General features: G+C 66.7%; 16 protein-coding genes. 3 read left to right on the top strand and 13 right to left on the bottom strand.

From position 1 onward, the window contains the following. Positions 1 to 66 precede the first annotated feature (66 nt). Entirely contained in the window at positions 67 to 501 is a 435-nt protein-coding gene (locus tag L6D77_RS16765) for an RrF2 family transcriptional regulator (protein ID WP_232884510.1), read from the top strand. A gap of 484 nt (positions 502 to 985) precedes the next feature. Here the strand turns inward: L6D77_RS16765 and L6D77_RS16760 are convergent, their stop codons facing one another. From L6D77_RS16760 to L6D77_RS16700, 13 genes are all read right to left on the bottom strand, one after another. Next, positions 986 to 2401 carry an aldehyde dehydrogenase family protein gene (locus L6D77_RS16760; protein ID WP_232884509.1) on the bottom strand — a complete coding sequence of 472 codons (1416 nt, stop codon included), beginning with the start codon at positions 2399 to 2401 and terminating at the stop codon, positions 986 to 988. Next, positions 2394 to 3584 (bottom strand): pyridoxal phosphate-dependent aminotransferase, encoded by a 1191-nt coding sequence (locus tag L6D77_RS16755; RefSeq protein WP_232884508.1) that lies wholly within the window; start codon positions 3582 to 3584, stop codon positions 2394 to 2396. Before L6D77_RS16755 ends, L6D77_RS16760 begins: the two co-directional genes overlap by 8 nt. A 28-nt stretch (positions 3585 to 3612) precedes the next feature. Then, the gene (locus L6D77_RS16750; protein WP_232884516.1) at positions 3613 to 5220 is read right to left on the bottom strand and encodes a 5-guanidino-2-oxopentanoate decarboxylase; all 1608 of its coding nucleotides are present in this window, start codon (positions 5218 to 5220) and stop codon (positions 3613 to 3615) included. A 10-nt stretch (positions 5221 to 5230) separates the two neighbouring features. Then, positions 5231 to 7330 carry an acetate--CoA ligase family protein gene (locus tag L6D77_RS16745; protein ID WP_232884507.1) on the bottom strand — a complete coding sequence of 700 codons (2100 nt, stop codon included), beginning with the start codon at positions 7328 to 7330 and terminating at the stop codon, positions 5231 to 5233. A gap of 13 nt (positions 7331 to 7343) precedes the next feature. Beyond that, entirely contained in the window at positions 7344 to 8504 is a 1161-nt protein-coding gene (locus L6D77_RS16740; RefSeq protein WP_232884506.1) for an acyl-CoA dehydrogenase family protein, read from the bottom strand. Positions 8505 to 8541: 37 nt separating this feature from the next. Further along, positions 8542 to 9333: an enoyl-CoA hydratase/isomerase family protein gene (locus L6D77_RS16735; protein ID WP_232884505.1), complete on the bottom strand. Its 792-nt coding sequence runs from the start codon at positions 9331 to 9333 to the stop codon at positions 8542 to 8544. 511 nt (positions 9334 to 9844) lie between these two features. Beyond that, entirely contained in the window at positions 9845 to 11251 is a 1407-nt protein-coding gene (locus L6D77_RS16730; RefSeq protein ID WP_232884504.1) for an amino acid permease, read from the bottom strand. A gap of 125 nt (positions 11252 to 11376) precedes the next feature. Beyond that, on the bottom strand, positions 11377 to 13629 hold the full coding sequence (locus L6D77_RS16725; protein WP_232884503.1) for an ATP-binding protein: 2253 nt from the start codon (positions 13627 to 13629) through the stop codon (positions 11377 to 11379). Then, positions 13626 to 14390: a substrate-binding periplasmic protein gene (locus L6D77_RS16720; protein WP_232884502.1), complete on the bottom strand. Its 765-nt coding sequence runs from the start codon at positions 14388 to 14390 to the stop codon at positions 13626 to 13628. The genes L6D77_RS16725 and L6D77_RS16720 overlap by 4 nt, the downstream gene beginning before the upstream one ends. Continuing rightward, a complete protein-coding gene (locus L6D77_RS16715; RefSeq protein ID WP_232884501.1) occupies positions 14387 to 15103 on the bottom strand; it encodes a response regulator in 717 nt (238 codons plus the stop codon). Before L6D77_RS16715 ends, L6D77_RS16720 begins: the two co-directional genes overlap by 4 nt. A 76-nt stretch (positions 15104 to 15179) precedes the next feature. Continuing rightward, positions 15180 to 15827 (bottom strand): TetR family transcriptional regulator C-terminal domain-containing protein, encoded by a 648-nt coding sequence (locus L6D77_RS16710; RefSeq protein WP_232884500.1) that lies wholly within the window; start codon positions 15825 to 15827, stop codon positions 15180 to 15182. Between the two features lie 214 nt (positions 15828 to 16041). Beyond that, positions 16042 to 16794 carry a class II aldolase/adducin family protein gene (locus tag L6D77_RS16705; protein WP_232884499.1) on the bottom strand — a complete coding sequence of 251 codons (753 nt, stop codon included), beginning with the start codon at positions 16792 to 16794 and terminating at the stop codon, positions 16042 to 16044. A 64-nt stretch (positions 16795 to 16858) separates the two neighbouring features. Then, entirely contained in the window at positions 16859 to 17905 is a 1047-nt protein-coding gene (locus L6D77_RS16700) for an ABC transporter substrate-binding protein (protein WP_232884498.1), read from the bottom strand. A gap of 154 nt (positions 17906 to 18059) precedes the next feature. On the opposite strand from L6D77_RS16700, the gene L6D77_RS16695 reads away from it, so the two are divergent. After that, positions 18060 to 20012 (top strand): oxidoreductase, encoded by a 1953-nt coding sequence (locus L6D77_RS16695; RefSeq protein WP_232884497.1) that lies wholly within the window; start codon positions 18060 to 18062, stop codon positions 20010 to 20012. A 45-nt stretch (positions 20013 to 20057) separates the two neighbouring features. Beyond that, on the top strand, positions 20058 to 20663 hold the full coding sequence (locus L6D77_RS16690; RefSeq protein WP_232884496.1) for a cupin domain-containing protein: 606 nt from the start codon (positions 20058 to 20060) through the stop codon (positions 20661 to 20663). The last annotated feature ends 28 nt before the right edge of the window (positions 20664 to 20691 follow it).

Genomic DNA, 20691 nt, shown 5'->3' with positions numbered 1-20691 from the left:
CAGGGGCCCGAGCCGGGCAATTTTCATCGTGTAACATGAGCGTTTTCGCAGGGAGCCACTACCTCCATGAGCCAGTCGACCCGCCTGATCACGGCTTCGTACATTCTCTCGTTCGTGGCGGCCAATGCCCCGCAGAAGCTGCGCACCGAGACCATCGCCAAGTGGGTGAAGGTGCACCCCACCCGCGTGCGCGGCCTGGTGTCGCAGATGGTCAAGGCCGATATCCTCACCTCCTACCGCGGCGCCCAGGGCGGCGTGACCCTGGCCCGCCCGCCCCAGCAGATCACCCTGCGCGAGGTGTATGACGCGGTGCAGGAAAGCTCGCTGATCGCCGAGAAGATCGACAACCCGTTTGCCGGGATGGAGGACCACTGCAAGGTGTTCGAGGTGTTCACCCGGTTGTTCGCCATGCTCGAGCAGAACATGCGGCTGGACCTGGGGACGATTACGGCGGATCAGTTGTTCGTGGCGTTCGAGACGCCGCAGGAGCAGGTTGTGTAGCAGCAGGCCTCGAAGCCCACTCAGCAATCACGCCAGACAAACAAGGCGGACAGCGATGAAACCACAGGAGTGACTGGCCCGAAACAGATGTGGGAGCCGGCTTGCCGGCGATGCGCCGCGCGGGCGGCGCTCGATCTCATAGGCGCTGCAAAAGCACCGGCAGGCACATAGTGGCCCTCACCTAATATCCCGCCATGCACCTGGTGGCCATTACCGAATCTTGATTTCACAGGGCCAACAGTGAGATGCCCAAGCGCCTGTCTTGAAATCGCATGTGGGCCCCCAGCTGCATGGCGACAGATGTGCAGCGCCCTCAAGATCGAGCGCCGCCCGCGCGGCGCATCGCCGGCAAGCCGGCTCCCACATCTGTTTCGGGCCAGTCACTCCTGTGATTTCATCGCTGTCCGCCTTGTAGGCACGACGCGGTACTGAGGTGGGCACTTCTGGCGCCCCGCCTGGCTTGAGTCATGTAGGTATTGGGGGTCTAAAACTGAATTGCCTTGGTTTCTACAAACTCACCCAACCCCTCCTCCCCCCACTCGCGCCCATTCCCCGACTGCTTGTACCCGCCAAACGGCGCCTGGTAATTGAACGCTCCACCGTTGACGAAGCACTGCCCCGCGCGCAACTGCCGCGCCAGTTGCAGCGCCTTGTCCCGACTACCAGCCCACACCGCGCTGGACAACCCGAACGGCGAATCATTGGCCAGGGCAACCCCTTCAGCCTCGTCGGCATAGGGAATCAGGCACAGCACCGGCCCGAAGATTTCCTCCTGGGCGATACGCATACGGTTATCGACATCGGCAAAAATCGTCGGCGGCCCATAGAACCCACGCTCGAAGCCCGGTGCCCTTTCACCGCCGCACAACAACCGTGCGCCCTCCTCCTGCCCAATGCGGATGTACTCCTGCACCGTGCGCCGCTGCCCCGCCGAACACATCGGCCCGAGGAAGCTGCGCGGATCCTGCGGGTCGCCCATCACCAGCCCGCGCGCCTCGTCCACGGCGATGTCCAACGCCTCGGCATAGCGCGACGCCGGCAACAGCATGCGGGTCAGCGCCGTGCAGGTCTGCCCCGAGTTGATCATCACGTCCTGCACGCCATAGCGCACCGCGGCCTGCAGATCGGCATCGGCGGTGATCAGCAGCGGCGACTTGCCGCCCAGCTCCAGGCACACCCGCTTCACCGACGGCGCCGCCGCCTGGGATACGCGCACGCCCGCGCCGGTGGAGCCCGTGAACGAAACCATGTCCACCTGCGGGTGGCGCGCCAAGGCCTCACCCACTTTCGACCCCGGCCCGCTGACCAGGTTGAACACCCCGGCCGGCAGGCCGATGGCCTCGATCATCTCGGCCAGCAGGAACGCGTGCAGCGGGGTTTCCTGGCTGGGCTTGACCACCACGGTGCAGCCTGCCGCCAGGGCTGGCGCCAGCTTGCCGATCAGCTGGTGCAGCGGGTAGTTCCACGGGTTGATGAACGCACACACGCCCACGGCCTCGCGGTACACCAGCGAGTTCCCGACCTCGCGCACCTCGTCCATCAACCCGGCCAACTCAATGTACTGCTCAAGCCCGACGATCGGCCCGTCCACCTGCACCGGCCGGCACCACTGCACTGGCATGCCTAGCTCGGTGGTGATCACGGCGGCCATCTCGTCAGCACGGGCCTTGAGCTGGTCGACCAAGGCACGAATATACCCGGCGCGCACACTGGAGGGCGTTCGCGACCAGTCGGCAAACGCCCGGCGGGCTGCCTGTACGGCTCGCTCCACATCCTCTTCATTGCCCAGCGGCACCTTGCCGGCGACCGCTTCGCTGGCCGGGTCGATCACCTCGGCCATGCCCTGCCCCACTGGCTGCTGCCAGCGGCCATCGATGAACAGACGGCTGTACTCACGCATCACGTTGCGCCTCCATCAGCTCGGCGGCACACAACACGATGCGCCGACAGGCTTCACGCAGCGGCTCGGCGCCGAGCACCAGGCCCAGGCGGATATGCCCGGCTGCGCTGGGGCCGAAGGCCTCACCGGCCAGCACCGAAACCCCATGCAGATCGAGCAGGCGGTTGGAGAAGTCCTGCGCACTGAGCCCGGTCTCGCGGATATCGACCATCACGAACATCCCGCCATCAGGCTTGAGCGCACGCACACCCGGGCAATCCGCCAGGCTTGCGCACACCAGGTCGCGGCGCTGGCGATAGGCTTCGCGCATCGCTTCCAGCTCTGGCAGTGACTGCTCAAGCGCAACCACCGCGGCGTCCTGGATGAAGTCCGGCGAGCCGTACAGCATGCACAGCGCCAGGTTTTCCAGGTGCCCGGCCAGTGCCGGCGAGCCCACCACCCAGCCGACCCGCCAGCCGGTCATGGCATGGGACTTGGATAGGCTGTTGAGCGTCGCCGTGCGCTCGGCCATGCCCGGCAGGCTGCCGGGGCTGATGTGCTCGCCGTCGTACAGCAGCTCGCTGTACACCTCGTCGCTGATCAGCCACAAATCGTGGCCGATGCACAGTTCGGCCAACGCCTCCCAGGTGCTGCGCGGCAGGCTGGCGCCGGAGGGGTTGTGCGGGCTGTTCAGCGCCAGGGCGCGGGTACGCGGGGTGATTCGCGCGGCCACATCCTCGGGCTGCACACGGAAACCGTGCTCCGGGCGCACAGGCACCGGTACCACTTTCGCTCCGCAGGCGCCGAAGACGGCTTCGTACGTCACATACATCGGCTCGGCGACGATGACTTCATCGCCCGGCTCCAGCACGCACTGGGCCACGCAGAACAGCGCACACTGCGCCCCCGCCAGCACCGTCACCTGGTCGGCGGTCACCGCCTGGCCACTGCGCTGCTGGTGCCGCCGGGCGATGGCCTCGCGCAGGCTGCGCTTGCCGCGCACGTCGGCGTAATGGGTGTTGCCGGCCTGCAGGCTGTCCATGGCGGCCTGGACGATGGGCGCCGGGGTGTCGAAGTCCGGGTCGCCCACCGACAGCAGCAGCACGTCGCGGCCCTGTTCGAGCATGGCCAGGGCGCGGTAGTGGATCTCCCAGGCGGCGGCGCCGTCACCGGCGATCCGTTGGGTCAGGGAAGAAAAACGCATGGCTAATATCCTGTTGTGCGGGATGGGCTCAGCGCGCGCAGGCGTGCTTGAGCTCGATCAGGGTCACGCCGTTGCGGGCAAAGCCTGCGCGCAGGTCCCGTTGCAGTTCGTCAAGGCTTTGTGGCTGGGCGACCGTGCAACCGAAGGCGCGGGCCAGGCCTGCGAAGTCCGGGTTGCGCGGCAGCACGCCGATGGGCTCGATGTCCAGGTTGAGCATGTCGTCGCGGATCTGCCCCAGCGCATCGTTGTTCCACAGCACCACCACCAGCGGGCGGTCCAGCTCTTCGACGGCGGTGGCCAGTTCCTGGGCGGTGTAGAGGAAGCCGCCGTCGCCCACCAGCACCAGGCCCGGGCGGTCGCTGCTGCCGAACATGCCGCCGATGCCTGCCGGCAGGCCGTAGCCGAGGGTGCCGTAGCCGGTCGGGTGCAGCCAGCTGCGCGGCGCCCGGCTGTTGAACACATAGTTGCCGGTGTAGGCCAGCTGGGTCATGTCGGTGCTGATGAAGGCGTTGTCCGGCAACGCGGCGGCGATGCGCTCGAGGATGGACTGGTGCAGCGCCTGCAGCGGGCCGTGGCTGGCCTGTACAGCGCTGCGCAGCGTGGCCACCGCCGCGCTGGCCGCTGCGGCATCGCGCACGCTGTCCGGCAGCTGTTCGAGCAGTGCAGCCACGGTCTGCCGGGCATCGCCGTGCAACGCCACCGCGCAGGGGTAGAAGTCGTTGAACTTGCGCGGGTCGATATCCACCCGCAGCAGCTCGCCGTTCAACGGCAGGCGCTCGCGCCAGAAGTCGGTGTCGGCCATTTCGGTGCCGACCGCCAGTACCACGTCGGCCTGGGCGATCAGCTCCCAGCCGGGCTCGACGCACAGGCTGGAGCCTGCGTTGAGCGGCGAGTCCAAGGGCGCCAGGCCCTTGCCGGCCACGCTGGTGAAGAACGGCGCGGCCAGTCGCTTGCTCAGCAGCTGCAGCTCGGCCGCAGCGCCCAGCGCACCACCCCCGGCAATGATCATCGGGCGTTTGGCCGCCGCCAGTTTGCTGGCCGCAAGTGCAACGCTTTCAAGGTTCGCCGGGCCGCGCCCGGGGCGTCGCACCACCTCATTGCTCCAATCCCGCGCCACCGGCGCCGCCAGCACATCCAGCGGCACCGAGATATGCACCGGGCGTGGCCGCTCGCTGTCGAACACGGCATAGGCGCGGGCAATCAGCTCCGGCAGGTCTTCAGCCTTGAGGGCCACCGCCGAGAACGCGGTGATCGGCGCGGTCATGGCGCGCTGGTCCTGGGTCTCGTGCAGGCAGCCCCAGCCTTTGCCCAGGCTGGCGGTGTGGTTGACGCTGGAGATCACCAGCATCGGGATCGAGTCGGCGTAGGCCTGGCCGATGGCGGTGGCGGCGTTGGTCACACCGGGGCCGGTGATGATGAAGCACACCCCGGGCTTGCCGCTGACCCGGGCATAGCCGTCGGCCATGAAGCCTGCGCCCTGCTCGTGGCGGGTGAGCACATGGCGGATGCCGCTGCCGGGCAGGCCGCGGTACAGCTCCAGGGTGTGCACGCCGGGGATGCCGAACACGGTGTCGACGCCGTAGTTGGCCAGCAGGCGCACCAGCGCCTGGCCACCGGTCAATGGGTTGTTCGTCATGTTCATGTCCTCACGCCTGGCCGAGGCGGATCAAGGCATCGACCGCGGTGGTGCCGGTGGCACCGACCATCAATGGGTTCACATCCAGCTCCAGCAACTGGCTGGCGTTTTCGCAGGCGTAGTCGGCCACCGCGCGGATGGCCGCGACCAGCGCGTCCAGGTCCGCCACCGGCTTGCCGCGAAAGCCCTGCAGCAAGGCGGCGCTGCGCAGGCCGAGCACGGCGTTGCGGATGGCGCCGTCGGTGGTCGGCAACAGCAGGCTCTTGCTGTCCTTGAGCAGCTCGACGAGGATGCCGCCAGCACCGATCACCAGCGCCAGGCCGAAGTCCGGCTCGCGCTTGATGCCAACGATCAGCTCGGCCAGCGGTGCGCTGGCCATGGGTTCGAGCAGCACCTGGTCGAAGGCGACGCCAGGCGCGTAGGCGGCGATGCGCGCGCGCATCTGTTCCAGTGCCCGGCTCAGGGCCGCTTCGTCGCCCAGGTTCAGCGCGACCGCGCCGGCTTCGGTCTTGTGCGGCAACTGCGCGCTGACGGCCTTGAGCACCAACGGGAAGCCGACCTTGCGCGCTTCGGCCAACGCCTGCCGTGGGCTGCTGAGCACGCCGTTCGGCACAGGCAGACCAAAGCCGCGCAGGGCCTGCTTGGACGCCCACTCATCCAGCAGCTGGCTGTCACCGCCAAGTGCCCGTGGGCACAACGGCACCAAGGCCGACTCGCCCAGCGCCAGCAGCGCCGCGCGCTTTTGCGCATAGCGGGCCACCCTCCCCCAGGCCGCCAGGCCATCCTCCACCCCTTGCAGGGCCGGCACACCGGCTGCGTGCAAGCGCTCGCGGGCGCTGGCCGGCAGCAGTTCGGGGAAGGCCGAGGTGACGAAGCCGGTCTTGCCATGGCGCTGTAGCGCCTCGCAGAACAGCCCCAGCAGCAGGTCGCATTCCTTGCGCTCGCCGGTGAATTCGGCGGGGTAATCCAGCACCAGCATGGCCGCGTCGGCATCGCTGCGCAGGGCGCTGTCGAGCATGCGCTGCTTGGCCGGGCCGTCGCCCCAGATCGCCGTGGTGAAGTCCAGCGGGTTGACCAGGTTGGCGTAGGCCGGTAGTACCTGGGCCAGCTCATCGACCTGGCTGCTGTCCAGGGCCGGCAGGCGCAGCTGGTTGCTTTCGCTGTAGTCGGCGATCAGGCCGGCGTCCCCACCCGAGCAAGCCAGGGCGATCAGGCTGTCGCCCTTGGGCAGGTTGCCACAGGCGGCGGCCTTGAGGGTTTCGACGAAGCTCACCGGGCCACTGACACGGATCACCCCCAGGCGCTCGAACAGGCTGTCGTACAGGGCGTCGGAGCCGGACAGCGAGCTGGTATGACTCAACGCCAGTTCGGCGCCGATCTGCGACACCCCGGTCTTCAGCGCAATGATCGGGATGCCCTTCTCCAGCGCCTTGTGCGCGGCGCGGGCAAAGCCCGGCACGTTCTTCAGGCCTTCAAGGTGCAGACCGATAGCGGTGACCCGTGGCTCGTCGAGCAGCACGTCCATCAGTTCGGCGATGCCCAGTTGCGCCTGGTTGCCCACCGAGGCCATGTAGGCCACCGGCAGCGAACGGTCGCTCATGGACAGGTTGTAGGCGAAGTTGCCGCTCTGGGTCAGCACCGCCACGCCCTTGTCCACCGCCTTGCCGCCGTGGGCCACGGGCCACAGGGCGGCGCTGTGCAGGTAGTCGAGCAGGCCGTAGCAGTTGGGCCCGAGCAGGGCCATGTCGCCGGCGGCGGCCAGCAGTTGCTGTTGCAGGGCCAGGCCTTCGGCGCCGCTTTCGGCGAAGCCCGAGGCATAGCAGATCGCCCCGCCCGCGCCCTTGGCGGCCAGTTCGGCAACGCAGGCCAGGGTCAGTTCACGGTTGGTGGCGATGAACACCGCGTCCGGCGCGCAGGGCAGCTCGGCCACGCTGCGCACGCAAGGCACGCCGTCGATGTTGTCGTGCTGCGGGTTCACCAGCCACAGCTGGCCCTGGTAGCCGCCGTCGGCGCAGCGCTTGAGCGCGCGGGCCATGCTGCGCCCGCCGATGAAGGCCAGGTGCCGGGGCGCCAACAGGCGCTTGAGGTTGTCACGAATGGCGTTGGACATGACGGGGCTCCGGTCAGCGCAGCAGCGGGCGCAGCAGTTCACGGGAGATGATGTGGCGCTGGATCTCCGAGGTGCCTTCCCAGATCCGCTCGATCCGTGCGTTGCGCCAGATCCGCTCCACCGGGCCTTCGTCCATCAGGCCCATGCCGCCGTAGATCTGCACCGCCTCGTCGGCCACCTTGCCCAGCACTTCGCTGGCGAACAGCTTGGCCATGCCGGCTTCACCGTCGGTCATGCTGCCCTGGTCCATCTTCCAGGCGGTGTGCAGGGTCAAAAGCTCCGCGGCGCGGATCTGCGTGGCCATGTCGGCCAGCTTGAACGACACCCCTTGATAGCTGCCGATCGCCTGGCCGAACTGCTTGCGGTCGGCGGCCCACTGCAGCGAGGCATCCAGCGCGCGCTGGGCCTGGCCGACGCAGTTGGCGGCGACCATCACTCGGCCCGCGGTCAGCCAGGCATTGGCCACTTCCCAGCCCTTGCCAACTTCGCCGAGCACCTTGCTGGCCGGCACCCGGCAGTCGTCGAAGAACATCTCGTAGGTGTGGTAGCCACGGTTGCTCACGCATTTCGGCCCACGGCGGATGGTCATGCCCGGGGTGTCGCGGTCGACCAGGAAGGCAGTGACGGCGTTACGCTTGCGGCCGTTCTGCTCATAGGTGTCGGTGACGGCGAAGACGATGGCGAAGTCGGCGTGCCCGGCATGGCTGATGAAGTGCTTGCTGCCGTTGAGCACGAAGTCGTCGCCCTCGCGCAGGGCGCGGGTCTTGATGGCGTTGGCATCGGAGCCGGCGCCCGGCTCGGTCAGGGCGAAGCAGTCGATCTTCTCGCCCTGGATGCACGGCAACAGGTAGTCGTCGATCTGCTGGCCGGTGCAGGCCATGAGGATTTTCGAAGGCCGCGCGACGAACACATGCAGCGCCCAGGAGACTTTCGACAGTTCGCGCTCGATCAGGGCCTGGGACAGGTAGTCGAGGCCGCCGCCGCCCACTTCCTCGGGCATGTTGAAGGCGTAGAAGCCGGCGGCGATGGCCTTGCCGCGGATCTGCGCGGCGAGTTCGGGGGAGACTTCGTCGGCGCGGTCCACGGCCTCTTCATGGGGCAGCAGCTCCTTGGCGACGAAGCTGCGTACGGCATCCACCAACATTTCTTGTTCTTGGGTCAGTTGGAAATTCATGGCCTGTTCCTGGGTAACCGGGGGAAAGAGGGAGTGCTTACTTGCCGATGAAGCGTGGCGCGCGTTTTTCGGTGGCGGCGCGCAAGGCCTCGGCGCCATCTGCGCTGCGCCCGCACAGCAGGCCGGCGGCCAGTTCTGCGCTGAGCTGTTCGCCGAGGGTGCGCTGGGCGCCGTCGCGGATCAGGCGTTTGGTCTGGGCGTGGGCGAAGGTCGGGCCCTGGGCCAGGCGCGCAGCCAGTTCGGCGGTGGCCGTGGCCAGTTGCTCGTCGGCGACCACTTCACCCACCAGGCCGGCGGCCAGGGCACGTTCGGCCCCCCAGAGTTCGTCGAGGAACAGCAGGCGCTTGGCCTGTTCGCTGCCGATCAGCCGTGGCAGGTGCCAGCTGGCGCCGGCGTCCGGCGAGTAGGCCATGCTGGTGTAGCCGGCCTTGAAACGGGCGGATTGCGCGGCCAGGCGCAGGTCGCAGCACAGCGTCAGGTCCATGCCGGCACCGACCGCGGTGCCGTTGATGGCGGCGATGGTGGGTTTGTCGAGGCTGTGCAGGCACTGCATCAGGGCGTGGGCGGTTTCGGTCCAGCCGTAGGTTTCCAGGGCGCCACGGGCTTCGGCCTCGGCCCATTCGGCCAGGTCGGCGCCGGCGCAGAAGCTGCGGCCCGTGCCGGTCAGTACCACCACGCGCACGGCCGGGTCGCTGTTGCAGGCGTCCAGGGTGGCGTGCAGGTGCTTGAGGGTCGGGATGTCCAGGGCGTTGCGCTGGTCGGGGCGGTTCAGGGTGATCGTGGCGACGCCGGCTTCAACCTGGATGAGTAGGGACGACGGAGCAGTCATGACGGGCCTCGGATTGTTGTGATTGTGCTGAGGGTGGGTGACTTGAGGCTCATGCTAAACGAGTGTTCAACAAGGAGGCAATTGGGGGAGAAGGCGGTGTTACAACTTCGAACAAGTGGTTGGAGAACCGGGGGAAGAGCGGGATCGGATTTGGCCTACAAGGTGTATGGCGACAGGTTTGCAGCGCTCTGAAGATCGAGCGCCGCCCGCGCGGCGCATCGCTGGCAAGCCAGCGCCCACATCTGTTTCGGGCCAGTCACTCCTGCATGCTCATCACTGTCCGCCTTGTTGGTTCGACTCGATATTGAGGTGGGCACCACTGGCGCCTCACCTGACTTAAGACATGCACCAAGGCGTGCAGCGGTACTTTCACAGGAATAATTGGCCCGAAACAGATGTGGGAGCTGGCTTGCCAGCGATGCGCCGCGCGGGCGGCGCTCGATCTCAAAAGCGCAGCAAAAACATCGGCGGACACCTGGTGGCCCTCACCTAATTCCCCGCCAATCCCTCCTCAGGCCACCGGCACTTCCACCGCCACCCCCTGGCGCCTGCGCTGCACCACGAAATACGCCGCATAACACAGCGCAATGAACCCGAAGCCCCAGTACAGCGAAGGCCGCTGGGTCTCATCCATGGCCAAGAACACGAACAGCGAACTGCACAGGGTGATGCACAGCAACGGCACCAGCGGGTACAGCGGCGCACGGTACTTCAGGTCGCTCACTTGCCCGCCCTCGCGCAGGAACTGCTGGCGGAAGCGGTACTGCGCCAACGCAATCACGATCCAGGTCACCGTGCCCGACATGCCGCTCACCGCCATCAGCACCATGAACAAGGTGTCCGCCGCGACAAAGCTGGTCATCAGCGAGATCAGCGCGAAACACAGGGTGATGAACAGCGCGCGCAGCGGTACGCCACGGCTGCTCAGCGGCGACAGGCTCTTGGGCGCCATGCCGGTCTTGGACATCGCCCAGAGGATACGGGTGGACGCATACAGCCCCGAGTTGCCCACCGACAGGATCGCGGTGAGGATCACGAAGTTCATCAGGTCCGCCGCATAGGGGATGCCGACCATGTCGAACACCTGCACGAACGGGCTTTCCATCAGCCCGGCCTGCTGCCACGGCACGATCGCCGACAGCACCACGATGGCCAGCACATAGAAGATCAGCACGCGGAACACCACGTTGCGCACCGCCCGCGGGATGCTCTTTTCCGGCTGGTCGGTTTCACCCGCCGCCACACCCATGATCTCGCAGCCCTGGAAGGCGTAGACCACGGTCATCATCACCGCGAACACCGCCGACAGGCCGTTGGGGAACAGCGAGTCGCCGATCAGGTTGGTCATCATCGGCGCCGGTGCCCCGCTGGTCAGCGGGATGGCACCGAAGATCACCAGCACCCCGACAATGATGAAGCCGAGGATCGCCGCCACCTTGATGCCCGAGAACCAGTATTCCGCCTCGCCGAAGGCACGGGTGGCCAGGGCATTGATGCCGAACAGCACCGCCACGAACAGCGCCGACCAGTACCAGATCGGCACCTCGGGGAACCAGCGCACCATCAGCATGCCGGCGGCGGTGAACTCCAGGCCGACGGTGGTGGCCCAGCTCATCCAGTACACCCAGCCGATCATGAAGCCGGTGGCGGGGCCGATGAACTTGGTCGCATGGGCCTGGAACGAGCCGGACACCGGCATCTGCACCGACAGCTCGCCCAGGCAGACCATCACCAGGTACATCAGAAAACCCGCCACCAGGTAGGCCAGGATCGCGCCCACCGGCCCGCCCTGGTTGATGGTCACGCCCGAGCCCATGAACAGCCCGGTGCCGATCACGCCACCGAGCGAGAGCATGAAGATGTGCCGGCTCTTCAATGCCCGTGTGAGTTGGATACCTTCAGCTTTACGGCCTTTCATTATTGTTATCTCCAATAAGCCTTTAGGGCCGCGTGTGCAGCGGCTGCCCCGATTATTGGAAAGCGATGTAAGGCCCGATTGACCGTAAAGATCGAAGATGTAAAAAGTCGTAAGTTTTTTGTCGCTCAGGCGGCCAGCAGTTCAGCCAGGCTGTGTTCGGCGCGCAGCAGTTGCTCGCGCAGTGCTGCGCCCATGGCCTGCACCGCAGCTTTATCCCGCGCCAGGGCGTGCGCTTCGAGGCTGCGCAATGTGGCCGCCAGCCCGCAGAACCCCATGGAGTCGCTGCTGCCCGCCAGCCGATGGGCCAGGTGAGTCACCTCGGTGCAGTCACCCGCCTCGACCGCTTCGAGCAGTGCCTGGCGCTGCTGGTGCAGCGCGTCACGCAGGCCGGCCAGCAGGCCTTGCAGCTTTTGCTCGCCGAGCAGGGTGCGATGGGTGTCGAGCAGATCGTGGTCCAGCCAGCCGGGCGTCGCCGGCGGCGCGGGATGATCCTGCCCGGCCAGCGCCTGGCGCAGGCTGGCAAGCTTGAGCGGCTTGCCCAGCACGCCTTGCATGCCGGCATCCAGGTAGGCGCGCACCAGCCCCGGCTGGACACTGGCGGTCAGCGCCAGGATGCGCGTGTCGCGGTTGGGCGTATCGCCCGCGCGCACCTGCCGGCACAGCGCCACGCCGCTGATGCCCGGCAAGTGCACATCCAGCAGCAGCAGGTCGAAGCGCCGTTGTGCGCACAGTTCCAGCCCCTGCTCGGCGTCCTCGGCCAACCACACACGGTGGCCGTCACGCGTAAGCAACCCGCGTACCACCTCGCGGTTAAGCGCTACGTCCTCCACCACCAGAATGTCCAGGGGCGCCATGCTTGCAACGGCAGCCGGCAACGCCTCGGCCTGCTTCACGACTTCAAGGTCCAGCTCGAACCAGAAGCAACTGCCCTCCCCCTCGCGGCTGCGCACGCCGATCTGCCCGCCCATCTGCTCGACCAGGTGCTTGCTGATCGCCAACCCCAGCCCCGTGCCGCCATAACGCCGCGCCACCGCCTCGCTGGCCTGGACGAAGCGGTCGAAGATCTTCGGCTGCATCGCCTCGCAGATACCGATGCCATCGTCGCTGACACTCAGCCGCAGGTGCTGGCGGCCGGCTGCTTCGCGCAGCACCTGCACCTCCACCAGAATCTCGCCGCCCTCGGTGAACTTGATCGCATTGGCCAGCAGGTTGCTCAGCACCTGGCGCAGGTACTGCTCGGCGCCGCGCTGGTGTGCCGCCAACTGTGGGTCGATACGGCACAGCACCACGCTGTCATTGGCCAGGGCCCTGGGTTCGAGCAGGGTCAGGACTTCGTCGCACAGCTGGCGCAGGGAGAAACCCACGGTTTCCGGGTGGCTTTCGCCTTCTTCGAGGCGGGCAAAATAGAGCACCTCGTTGAGGATGCCGAGCAGCCCTTCGCCCGCCTTGTACAGCGCCTCCAGGCGCTTGCGATCCGCCGCCGCCAACCCAGCGTCGCGCAGCAGTTCGGCCATGCCGAGGATGCCGTTGAGCGGCGTGCGCAGCTCGTGGCTCATGGTGGCGAGGAAGCGCGACTTGGCCAGGTTGGCCGCCTCGGCGTCGTCCTTGGCACGCAACAGGCTGGCGGTGCGCCGCTCGACCTGCTTCTGCAGTTCGTCGCGGTTGTCCTGCAGGGCCAGGCGATCGGTCTCGCGGCGCTCGATATCGCTGAGGATCGCCCGGCGCATGTCGTCCAGCGCCAGGGCCACGCTGTCGATCTCGTCCGGGTGCGGTGAGCGGCGCTTGTTAAGGCGCAGCGGCTCATGCCACTGCCCGGCACCAATGCGCCGGGCGAAGTCGGCCATCACCTGCAGGTGGCGGGTCACCAGCCGGTAGAACAGCCCGGACAACGCCAGCGCCAACCCGCAGAGGAACACGCTCATCCACAGCAGGCTGGTCAGGCCGGTGGCGAACAGCCGCCGGTGCACCGCGCCCAGGTCGATGCTCACCTCAAGCTCGCCCAGATGGCGCGCAGGCCCGGAAGGCGGCTGGAAATCCAGGGCAAAGCGCTCGACCCGCAACGGCCCCGTTGGCGCCGGGTCCCCTTGCTGCAGGGTGAAGTCGTCGCTGTTCAGGCGCACCCGCGCCACATCGGAGAAGTCCACCAGCCCGCGCAACTGCACGTTCAGCTGCTCCTGGTTGAGGTCCCACAGGCTGCGCTCCAGGCTGGCCAGGTAACCGGCACGGATCAGCTCCATGCGCCCATCGATGTCGCGCATTTCGCGGCGATACTCGAAGTACAGTTGCACGCTGCTGGCCAGCACCGTGAAGCACAGGCTGAAAAGCAGAATGAACAGCAGCAGCCGACGCAGCAGGCCACCCGGTTGCAGGCGGCTCATGGCTGCCTGACCATGTCGCGGTAGGTGACCTCGCTTTCATGCAGCCAGCGCTCAAGCTCGCCCGCATCGGCCATCTTCTGCAGTTGCTCGTCGATCTCGTTCATGTGCTCACTCAGGGGCGAGTGGCGCGACACCGCCACGCGCAGGTAATCGACGCTCAGCGCAGGCCCCAGTGCAACGATGTCCCGGGCACCGGGCAGGTGCTCGACGAACAGCTGGCCGGTGCGCCGCTCCTGGATCACGAAGTCGATGCGCCCGCGGATCAGCTTGCCGAAGTTCTGCCCGCTGTCCGATACCCATTCGATGTTCTGGTGCTTCGCCACGAAACGGTCGAACTCGGCGCCGTAGCTTTCGCCGAACAGCAGCCCGCCACGGTACCGGGCCAGGTCTTCGAGCGTGTTGAACGTCAGCGGCCGCTGGCGGTTGGCAAACACCGCCACCTCTTCACGCAGCACCGGTACCTGGGAAAAACGCATCGACTGCGCACGCTGCTCCGAGGCATAGGCCAGCACCACGTCCACCCGCCCTTCGGCGGCGTCCAAGAGGCAACGCTGCCAGTTGCCCAGCACCACCATCTCAACCTTGTAGCCCAGGCGCCCGAACAGCTCGCGCACCACCGTCGGCGCCAGGCCGCGCGGTTGCTTGCCATCGCTCCAGGACACCGGCGGGTAGACCGGGTAATCGCAGTAACGGACGGTTTCGGCGGCCTGCAATGCGCCGCTGAACAGCAGCACCAGCAGGCCGAGCAGGCGCCGGGTCACGCCGCCACGCTGGCGGTGAACAGGTAACCGGCGCCGTGGATGGTGATGATCAGCTCGGGTTCGGCGGGGTCGTCGTGCAGCTTGCGCCGCAGGCGGCCGACCAGCACGTCGATGGAACGGTCGTTGGGCACCCACTCGCGGTTGCGGATCTGGTCCATCAGTTGATCGCGGCTCAGGGTGTGGCCGCTGTTGCGCAGGAACACGCTGAGCAGCTGGAACTCACCGTGGGTCAGCAGGGTTTCGCCGCCTTGCGCATCGATCAACCGGCGCCGGTCGCAGTCCAGTGCCCATTCGCCGAACTGCTTGAGGGCAGCAGATGCCTGGGTGGCGGGCCGGGTGCCCTGGGCATGGCGCACGCGGCGGATCAGGTTCTTGGCCCGCGACACCAGCTCGCGGGGGTTGAGCGGCTTGCTCACGTAGTCGTCGGCGCCGCATTCCAGGCCGACGATACGGTCGATGTCGTCGTTGCGGCCGGTGATCAGGATGATCCCCACCTCGGAACGCACCCGCAGTTCGCGGGTCAGGGTCAGGCCGTCCTTGCCCGGCAGGCGGATATCCAGCATCACCAGCTCCACCGGCTGCTCGGCCAGCAGGGCCTCGGCCTGCTCCGCGGTGGCGGCGCAGTGGACGGTATAGCCTTCCTGGGACAGGTAGGCCTGGAGCAAATCACGAATCAGCGGATCGTCGTCGACGATCAGTACCCGAGAGGTCATTGCGTTTGGTCCTGAGTCGCCCGTGGGCGTGTTTCTTATTAGAGTGGGCCAAGACTAACGATTGCTGAACGGTCGATCAACAGCCCTCGGCCGGCAGGGTGAAGCGTTGCCGACCGCCGGCTTGCAGGCCGTCGACCCAGGCTTCGCAGATCTGCACGCCCTGGGCCGGGGTGAAGGTGCCCGGGTTCAGGCCCGACTCCAGCCACAGGCCGTCGAGCAACGCGCTCAGGCTGATGGCGGCCAGGTCGGCGTCGAAGCGCGCCCAGCCCTCCTCCCGCGCCAGCTCGCTGAGCAGGCTGCGCAGCTCGCGGCGGTATTCGCCGTAGGAGTGGTCGTGCACCTGGTTGATCGCCTCGGCGGTTTTCACCGCGCCCCAGAACGCCAGCCAGGCGTCGAGCAGTTGCGGGTCGAGCAGCTCGGCGCTGAACGAGCCGCGAAAGAACGCCGACAGGCGCTCACGGGCGTTGGGCGCCACCTGGTCCATGGCCTCGCGCAGCAGTTGCATCACCCGGCCGGTGACGGCCATGTAGGCTTCGGCGACCAGTTCGTCCTTGCCGGAATAGTGGTGGCTGATCAGCCCGACCGAAACACCGGCCTCGGCGGAGATCTTGCGGATCGATGCACCCTGGAAGCCATGGCGTTTCAGGCAGGCCAGGGTAGCCTCGACCAGATTGGCCTTGCGCAGTTCGGGGAGCATGCGGCTGAAGCGGGCTTCCTGGGACATGGGGTGGGTCTCGTGGCGGGATATGCAGTTGAACGACTGTATAGCAAGTCAGACGGCTGGCGAAACCCCGTGTACAAAAGCCAGTGGGAGCCAATGTTTTGTACTGCCTGTGCTGGCCTCATCGCTGGCAAGCCAGCTCCCACAGGGAAGCGCGATCTATGTGGGAGCTGGCTTGCCAGCGATGAGGCCAGAAAAGGCAATGCAAGACAGTTGTTCAATCGCGATAGCCTGGCGCCACCTTGTCCAGCATCCGCAACAACGCCGCCCAGGCCAACTGCATCGCGTCCGGATCGGCCAGCTGGCCCTCTTCCAACGGCCGCCTGGGGTCATTGAACTGCCGCTCGGTATGCGCGCACACCGCGTGGGGCGGCAACACCAGCTTGCCGCTGGCCTGGGCAGCCAGCTGGATCTCGCAGGCTTTTTCCAGGTAGTACATGCGCATGAAAGCCTCACCCACACTGCGCCCCACGGTGAGCAGGCCGTGGTTGCGCAGGATCATCACCGGCTGCTGCCCCAGGTCCGCCACCAGCCGCTGCTGCTCGCTCAAGTCCAGCGCCACGCCTTCGTAGTCGTGGTAGGCGACCTTGCCGTAGAACTCCATCGAGATCTGGTTCACCGGCAGCAACCCGCACTCCAGCGCCGCCACCGCACAACCGGCGCGGGTGTGGGTATGCAGCACGCACTGCGCATCTTCGCGGGCGCCATGGATGGCACTGTGGATGACGAAACCCGCCGGGTTCACCGGGTAAGGCGAAGGCTCGACGGCATGGCCGTGCAGGTCGATCTTCACCAGGTTGGAGGCAGTAATTTCATCGAACATCAAGCCGTAGGGGTTGATCAGGAAATGATGCTCGGGCCCCGGCAGGCGTACCGAGATATGGGTGAAGATCAGGTCGGTCATGCGAAAGTGCGCGATCAGCCGGTAGCAGGCCGCCAGCTCCTCGCGCAGGTGTTGTTCGGTAGGCATGGTCACGGGTTCCAGGTTGGTGATGGGCGGCTGGAGAGTATGGACACTGTCCAGCCGCGATGGGTTACTTGCTGGCAGCCCAGGCGTTGAAGCGTTCCTCCAGTTCCTCGCCATGATCGACCCAGAACTCCACGTTCATGGCCAGGGCGCCTTCCAGGTTCTGCTTCGAGGTCGGCACCCACTTGGCCAGCTCCGGCGCCAGTGCGGCGGCTGCCTGGGTATTGGTCGGGCCATAGGGAATCTGTTCGACGTAACGCACCTGCGCCTCGGGCTGGTTGGTGTAGGCAATCAGCCGCTCGGCCTGCTGCACATGTTTCGAGCCCTTGATGATCGCCCAATAGTCCATGCCGTACAGGCTGCCCGGCCACACCAGCGCCAGCGGGCTGCCGTTCTGTGCGGCGGCGGCGATGCGGCCGCTGTAGGTCGAGGTCATCACCACGTCGCCGGCGGTCAGCCATTGCGGCGGCTGGGCGCCCGCCTCCCACCACTGGATGCTGGGCTTGAGCTCGCTCAGCTTGGCGAACGCGCGGTCAACGCCTGCCTGGGTGGCAAGTACCTTGTACACGTCTTCTACCTTGACCCCGTCGGCCAGCAGGGCGAACTCCAGGTTGTACACCGCGCGCTTGCGCAGGCCGCGCTTGCCCGGGTACTTCTTCACGTCCCAGAAGTCGGCCCAGGAGGTCGGCGCCTGGGCCAGCTTGTTACGGTCGTAGGCGATCGCCACGCTCCACACCAGCGCCGCCGAGCCGCATTCCTGCGCGGCGTCGGCAATCAGCTGGTCCTTGTGGCCCAGCGTGTTCCAATCCAGCCGCTCGTACATGCCTTCATCACACCCACGCAGCAGGTCGGGGCCTTCGATCTGCACCACGTCCCAGTCCACGCTGCCGGTGTCGACCATGACTTTGATCCGCGCCATCTCGCCGTTGTACTCGGTCTGCATCAGCCTGCTCTTGTCCTGGGCGCTGAACGGCTGGAACAACGCCACGTCCTGGGCCTTCTGCCCGGCACCGCCATAGCCCACCACCACCATGTCCGACGCCGCCTGGGCGCTGCCCAGGCCCAGCCACAACAGCACCGCGTACATCCCGGGTTTTCGTGCAAAAGCGCTCATCGATGGACCCTCTTTGTTGTTTTTGTGAGGTTCGCCCCTGAGGCGGGGGTGTTGTCGAAACTAGACAACGACCAGTAAAAAAACAAGTTGATTTTTTACTATGGGTACACTTTTATAAGAAAAAAACAACAACACCCCGCTGGAGCCTGCCCGTATGTCGACCGCCTTCACGCACCTGTTCGAACCGCTGCAGCTTCGTGGCAAGCGCCTGAAAAACCGCATCATGTCCAGCGGCCACGACACCTCCATGCCCACCGACAACCTGGTCAACGAGCGACTGATCGCCTATCACCAAGCCCGTGCAGAAGGCGGTGTCGGGCTGATCGTGCTGCAGGTGGCCGGGGTGCATGACAGCGCCCGCTACACCTCCCATGTGCTGATGGCCACCGACGATGCCTGCATCGACGGCTACCGGCGTCTGGCCGAGGTGTGCCACGCCCAGGGCACCGTGGTGCTGTCGCAGGTCTTCCACCCGGGCCGCGAGATCATGGAGTCCGCCGACGGCCTGCTGGCGGTCGCCTACAGCGCCTCCGCCGTGCCCAACGAGCGCTTCCGGGTGATGCCGCGCGAGCTCGACCAGGCGATGATCGACGAGATCGTCGCCGGCTACGCAGCCGCCGCGCGGCGCCTGCACCAGGCCGGCATAGACGGTGTCGAGGTGGTCGCCAGCCATGGCTACCTGCCTGCGCAGTTCATCAACCCGCGGGTCAACCGCCGCAGCGACGGTTACAACGGCGACCTCGAACAGCGCCTGCGTTTCTTGCGCGAGATCCTTGCAGCCGTGCGCGCCGCCACCGACGAGCAGTTCATCGTCGGCCTGCGCATCAGCGCCGACGAACGCGATGCCGAGGGCCTTACCGAGGGCGAGTCGCTGGAGGCCGTGCAGGCCCTGCAGGCGAGCCTGGACTACGTGCATATCGTCGCCGGCACCTCCGCCTCGCTGGGCGGCGCGATCCATATCGTCCCGCCGATGGCCATCGAGGCGGCTTACCTGGCCCGCGAAGCCGGCACCTTCAAGTCGCGCCTGCAGATCCCGCTGTTCGTCACCGGGCGGATCAACCAGCCCCAGGAAGCCGAACTGATCCTCGCCCGCGGCCAGGCCGACGTGTGCGGCATGACCCGCGCGCTGATCTGCGACCCACAGATGCCGAACAAGACCGACAGCGGCCGCGCCGAGGACGTACGCGCCTGCATCGCCTGCAACCAGGCGTGCATCGGCCACTTCCATCGCGGGCTGCCGATCTCCTGCATCCAGCACCCGGAAACCGGGCGCGAACAACAGTACGCCAACCTGCCCCCGGCCAGCGTGCGCAAACGGGTCATGGTGGTCGGCGGCGGCCCCGGCGGGATGAAGGCCGCCGCCGTGGCGGCGGCGCGCGGGCACCAGGTGACGCTGTATGAAGCCAGCGCGCAACTGGGCGGCCAGGTGCTGCTGGCGCAGTTGCTACCCCGGCGCAGCGAGTTCGGCGGCGCCAGCACCAACCTGCAACGGGAGATGCAACTGGCCGGGGTCGAGGTGGTGCGCAATACCCGCGTCGACCGCGCCCTGGTGGAGCGCGAACGCCCGGACGCGGTGATCGTCGCCACCGGTGCCGAGCCTTACTGGCCGGCGTTCGAGCGTGGCGGCGAGCTGCAGGTGGTCGATGCCTGGCAAGTGCTGCGCGACCAGGTCAAGCTCGGCCGCTCGGTGCTGGTGGTGGACTGGCGCTGCGACTGGATCGGCCCCGGCATCGCCGAGCGCCTGGTGCGCGCCGGGCATCAGGTGCAACTGGCGGTCAACGGCACCCATTGCGGCGAGAGCCTGCCGCTGTATGTGCGCGACCAGCTGGCCGGCGAGCTGCACAAGCTGGGTATCCCCATTACCCCCTATGCCCGCCTGTATGGCTGCGACGACAACAGCGTCTACCTGCAGCACACCGCCAGCGGCGAGGCGATGATCTTCGAAGGCATCGACACCCTGGTGCTGTGCCAGGGCCACCAGCCGGTCGACACCCTGGCCGAACAGATCAAGGACCTCGCACAGGTGCTGCGCATCGGCGACTGCCTGGCCCCGCGCACCGCCGAGGAAGCGATCCATGAAGGGTTGAAGGTCGCCGCCGCCTTGTGAGCCTGTTTATACTCCGGGACTTTGCAGGGCCGACTGGAAACCGCCATGAATCGCCATATTGCCAAAGCGCCGCCCCCTGCCGAGGACGGCAGCACCGCGCCGCAGTTTCTCGGCACCCGCATCCGCGGCCTGCGCAAGCGCCGCGGCATGACCCTGGCCGAACTGGCCGAACAGAGCGGGCTGACCGCCGGCTACATCAGCCAGCTGGAGCGCAACCTGTCCTACCCGTCGATCCCGGCGCTGTTCAATATCGCCCGCACCCTGGGCGTGACCATCCAGTGGTTCTTCGCCAGCGAAGCGGTCACGGCCCCGGAAGACGAGGGCTATGTGGTGCGCAAGAACAGCCGGCTGAGCGTGCATTACGAGGACGGTATCGTCGACCAGCTGCTCACCCCGCAGCCCAGCCGCGAGCTGGAAATGCTGCATTCACGCTTCCCCCCGGGCACCTACAGCGAGCAAAGCTACAGCCACGACGGCGAAGAGGCCGGCTACCTGCTGTGCGGGACCTTCGAGCTGTGGGTAGGCGAGCGCTACTTCCAGCTGAGCGAAGGCGACAGCTTCAGTTTTTCCAGCCAGGAGCCGCACCGTTACGGCAACCCTGGCGACGTCGATGCGGTGGTGATCTGGGTGATCACCCCGCCGACCTTCTAAGCCCACCACAAGAACAACACAAGGCGCC

Source organism: Pseudomonas parasichuanensis (assembly GCF_021601385.1).
Lineage (GTDB): Bacteria > Pseudomonadota > Gammaproteobacteria > Pseudomonadales > Pseudomonadaceae > Aquipseudomonas > Aquipseudomonas parasichuanensis.
Note: the sequence above shows the minus strand (reverse complement) of the source record. Positions and strands in the feature narration are given on the sequence as shown.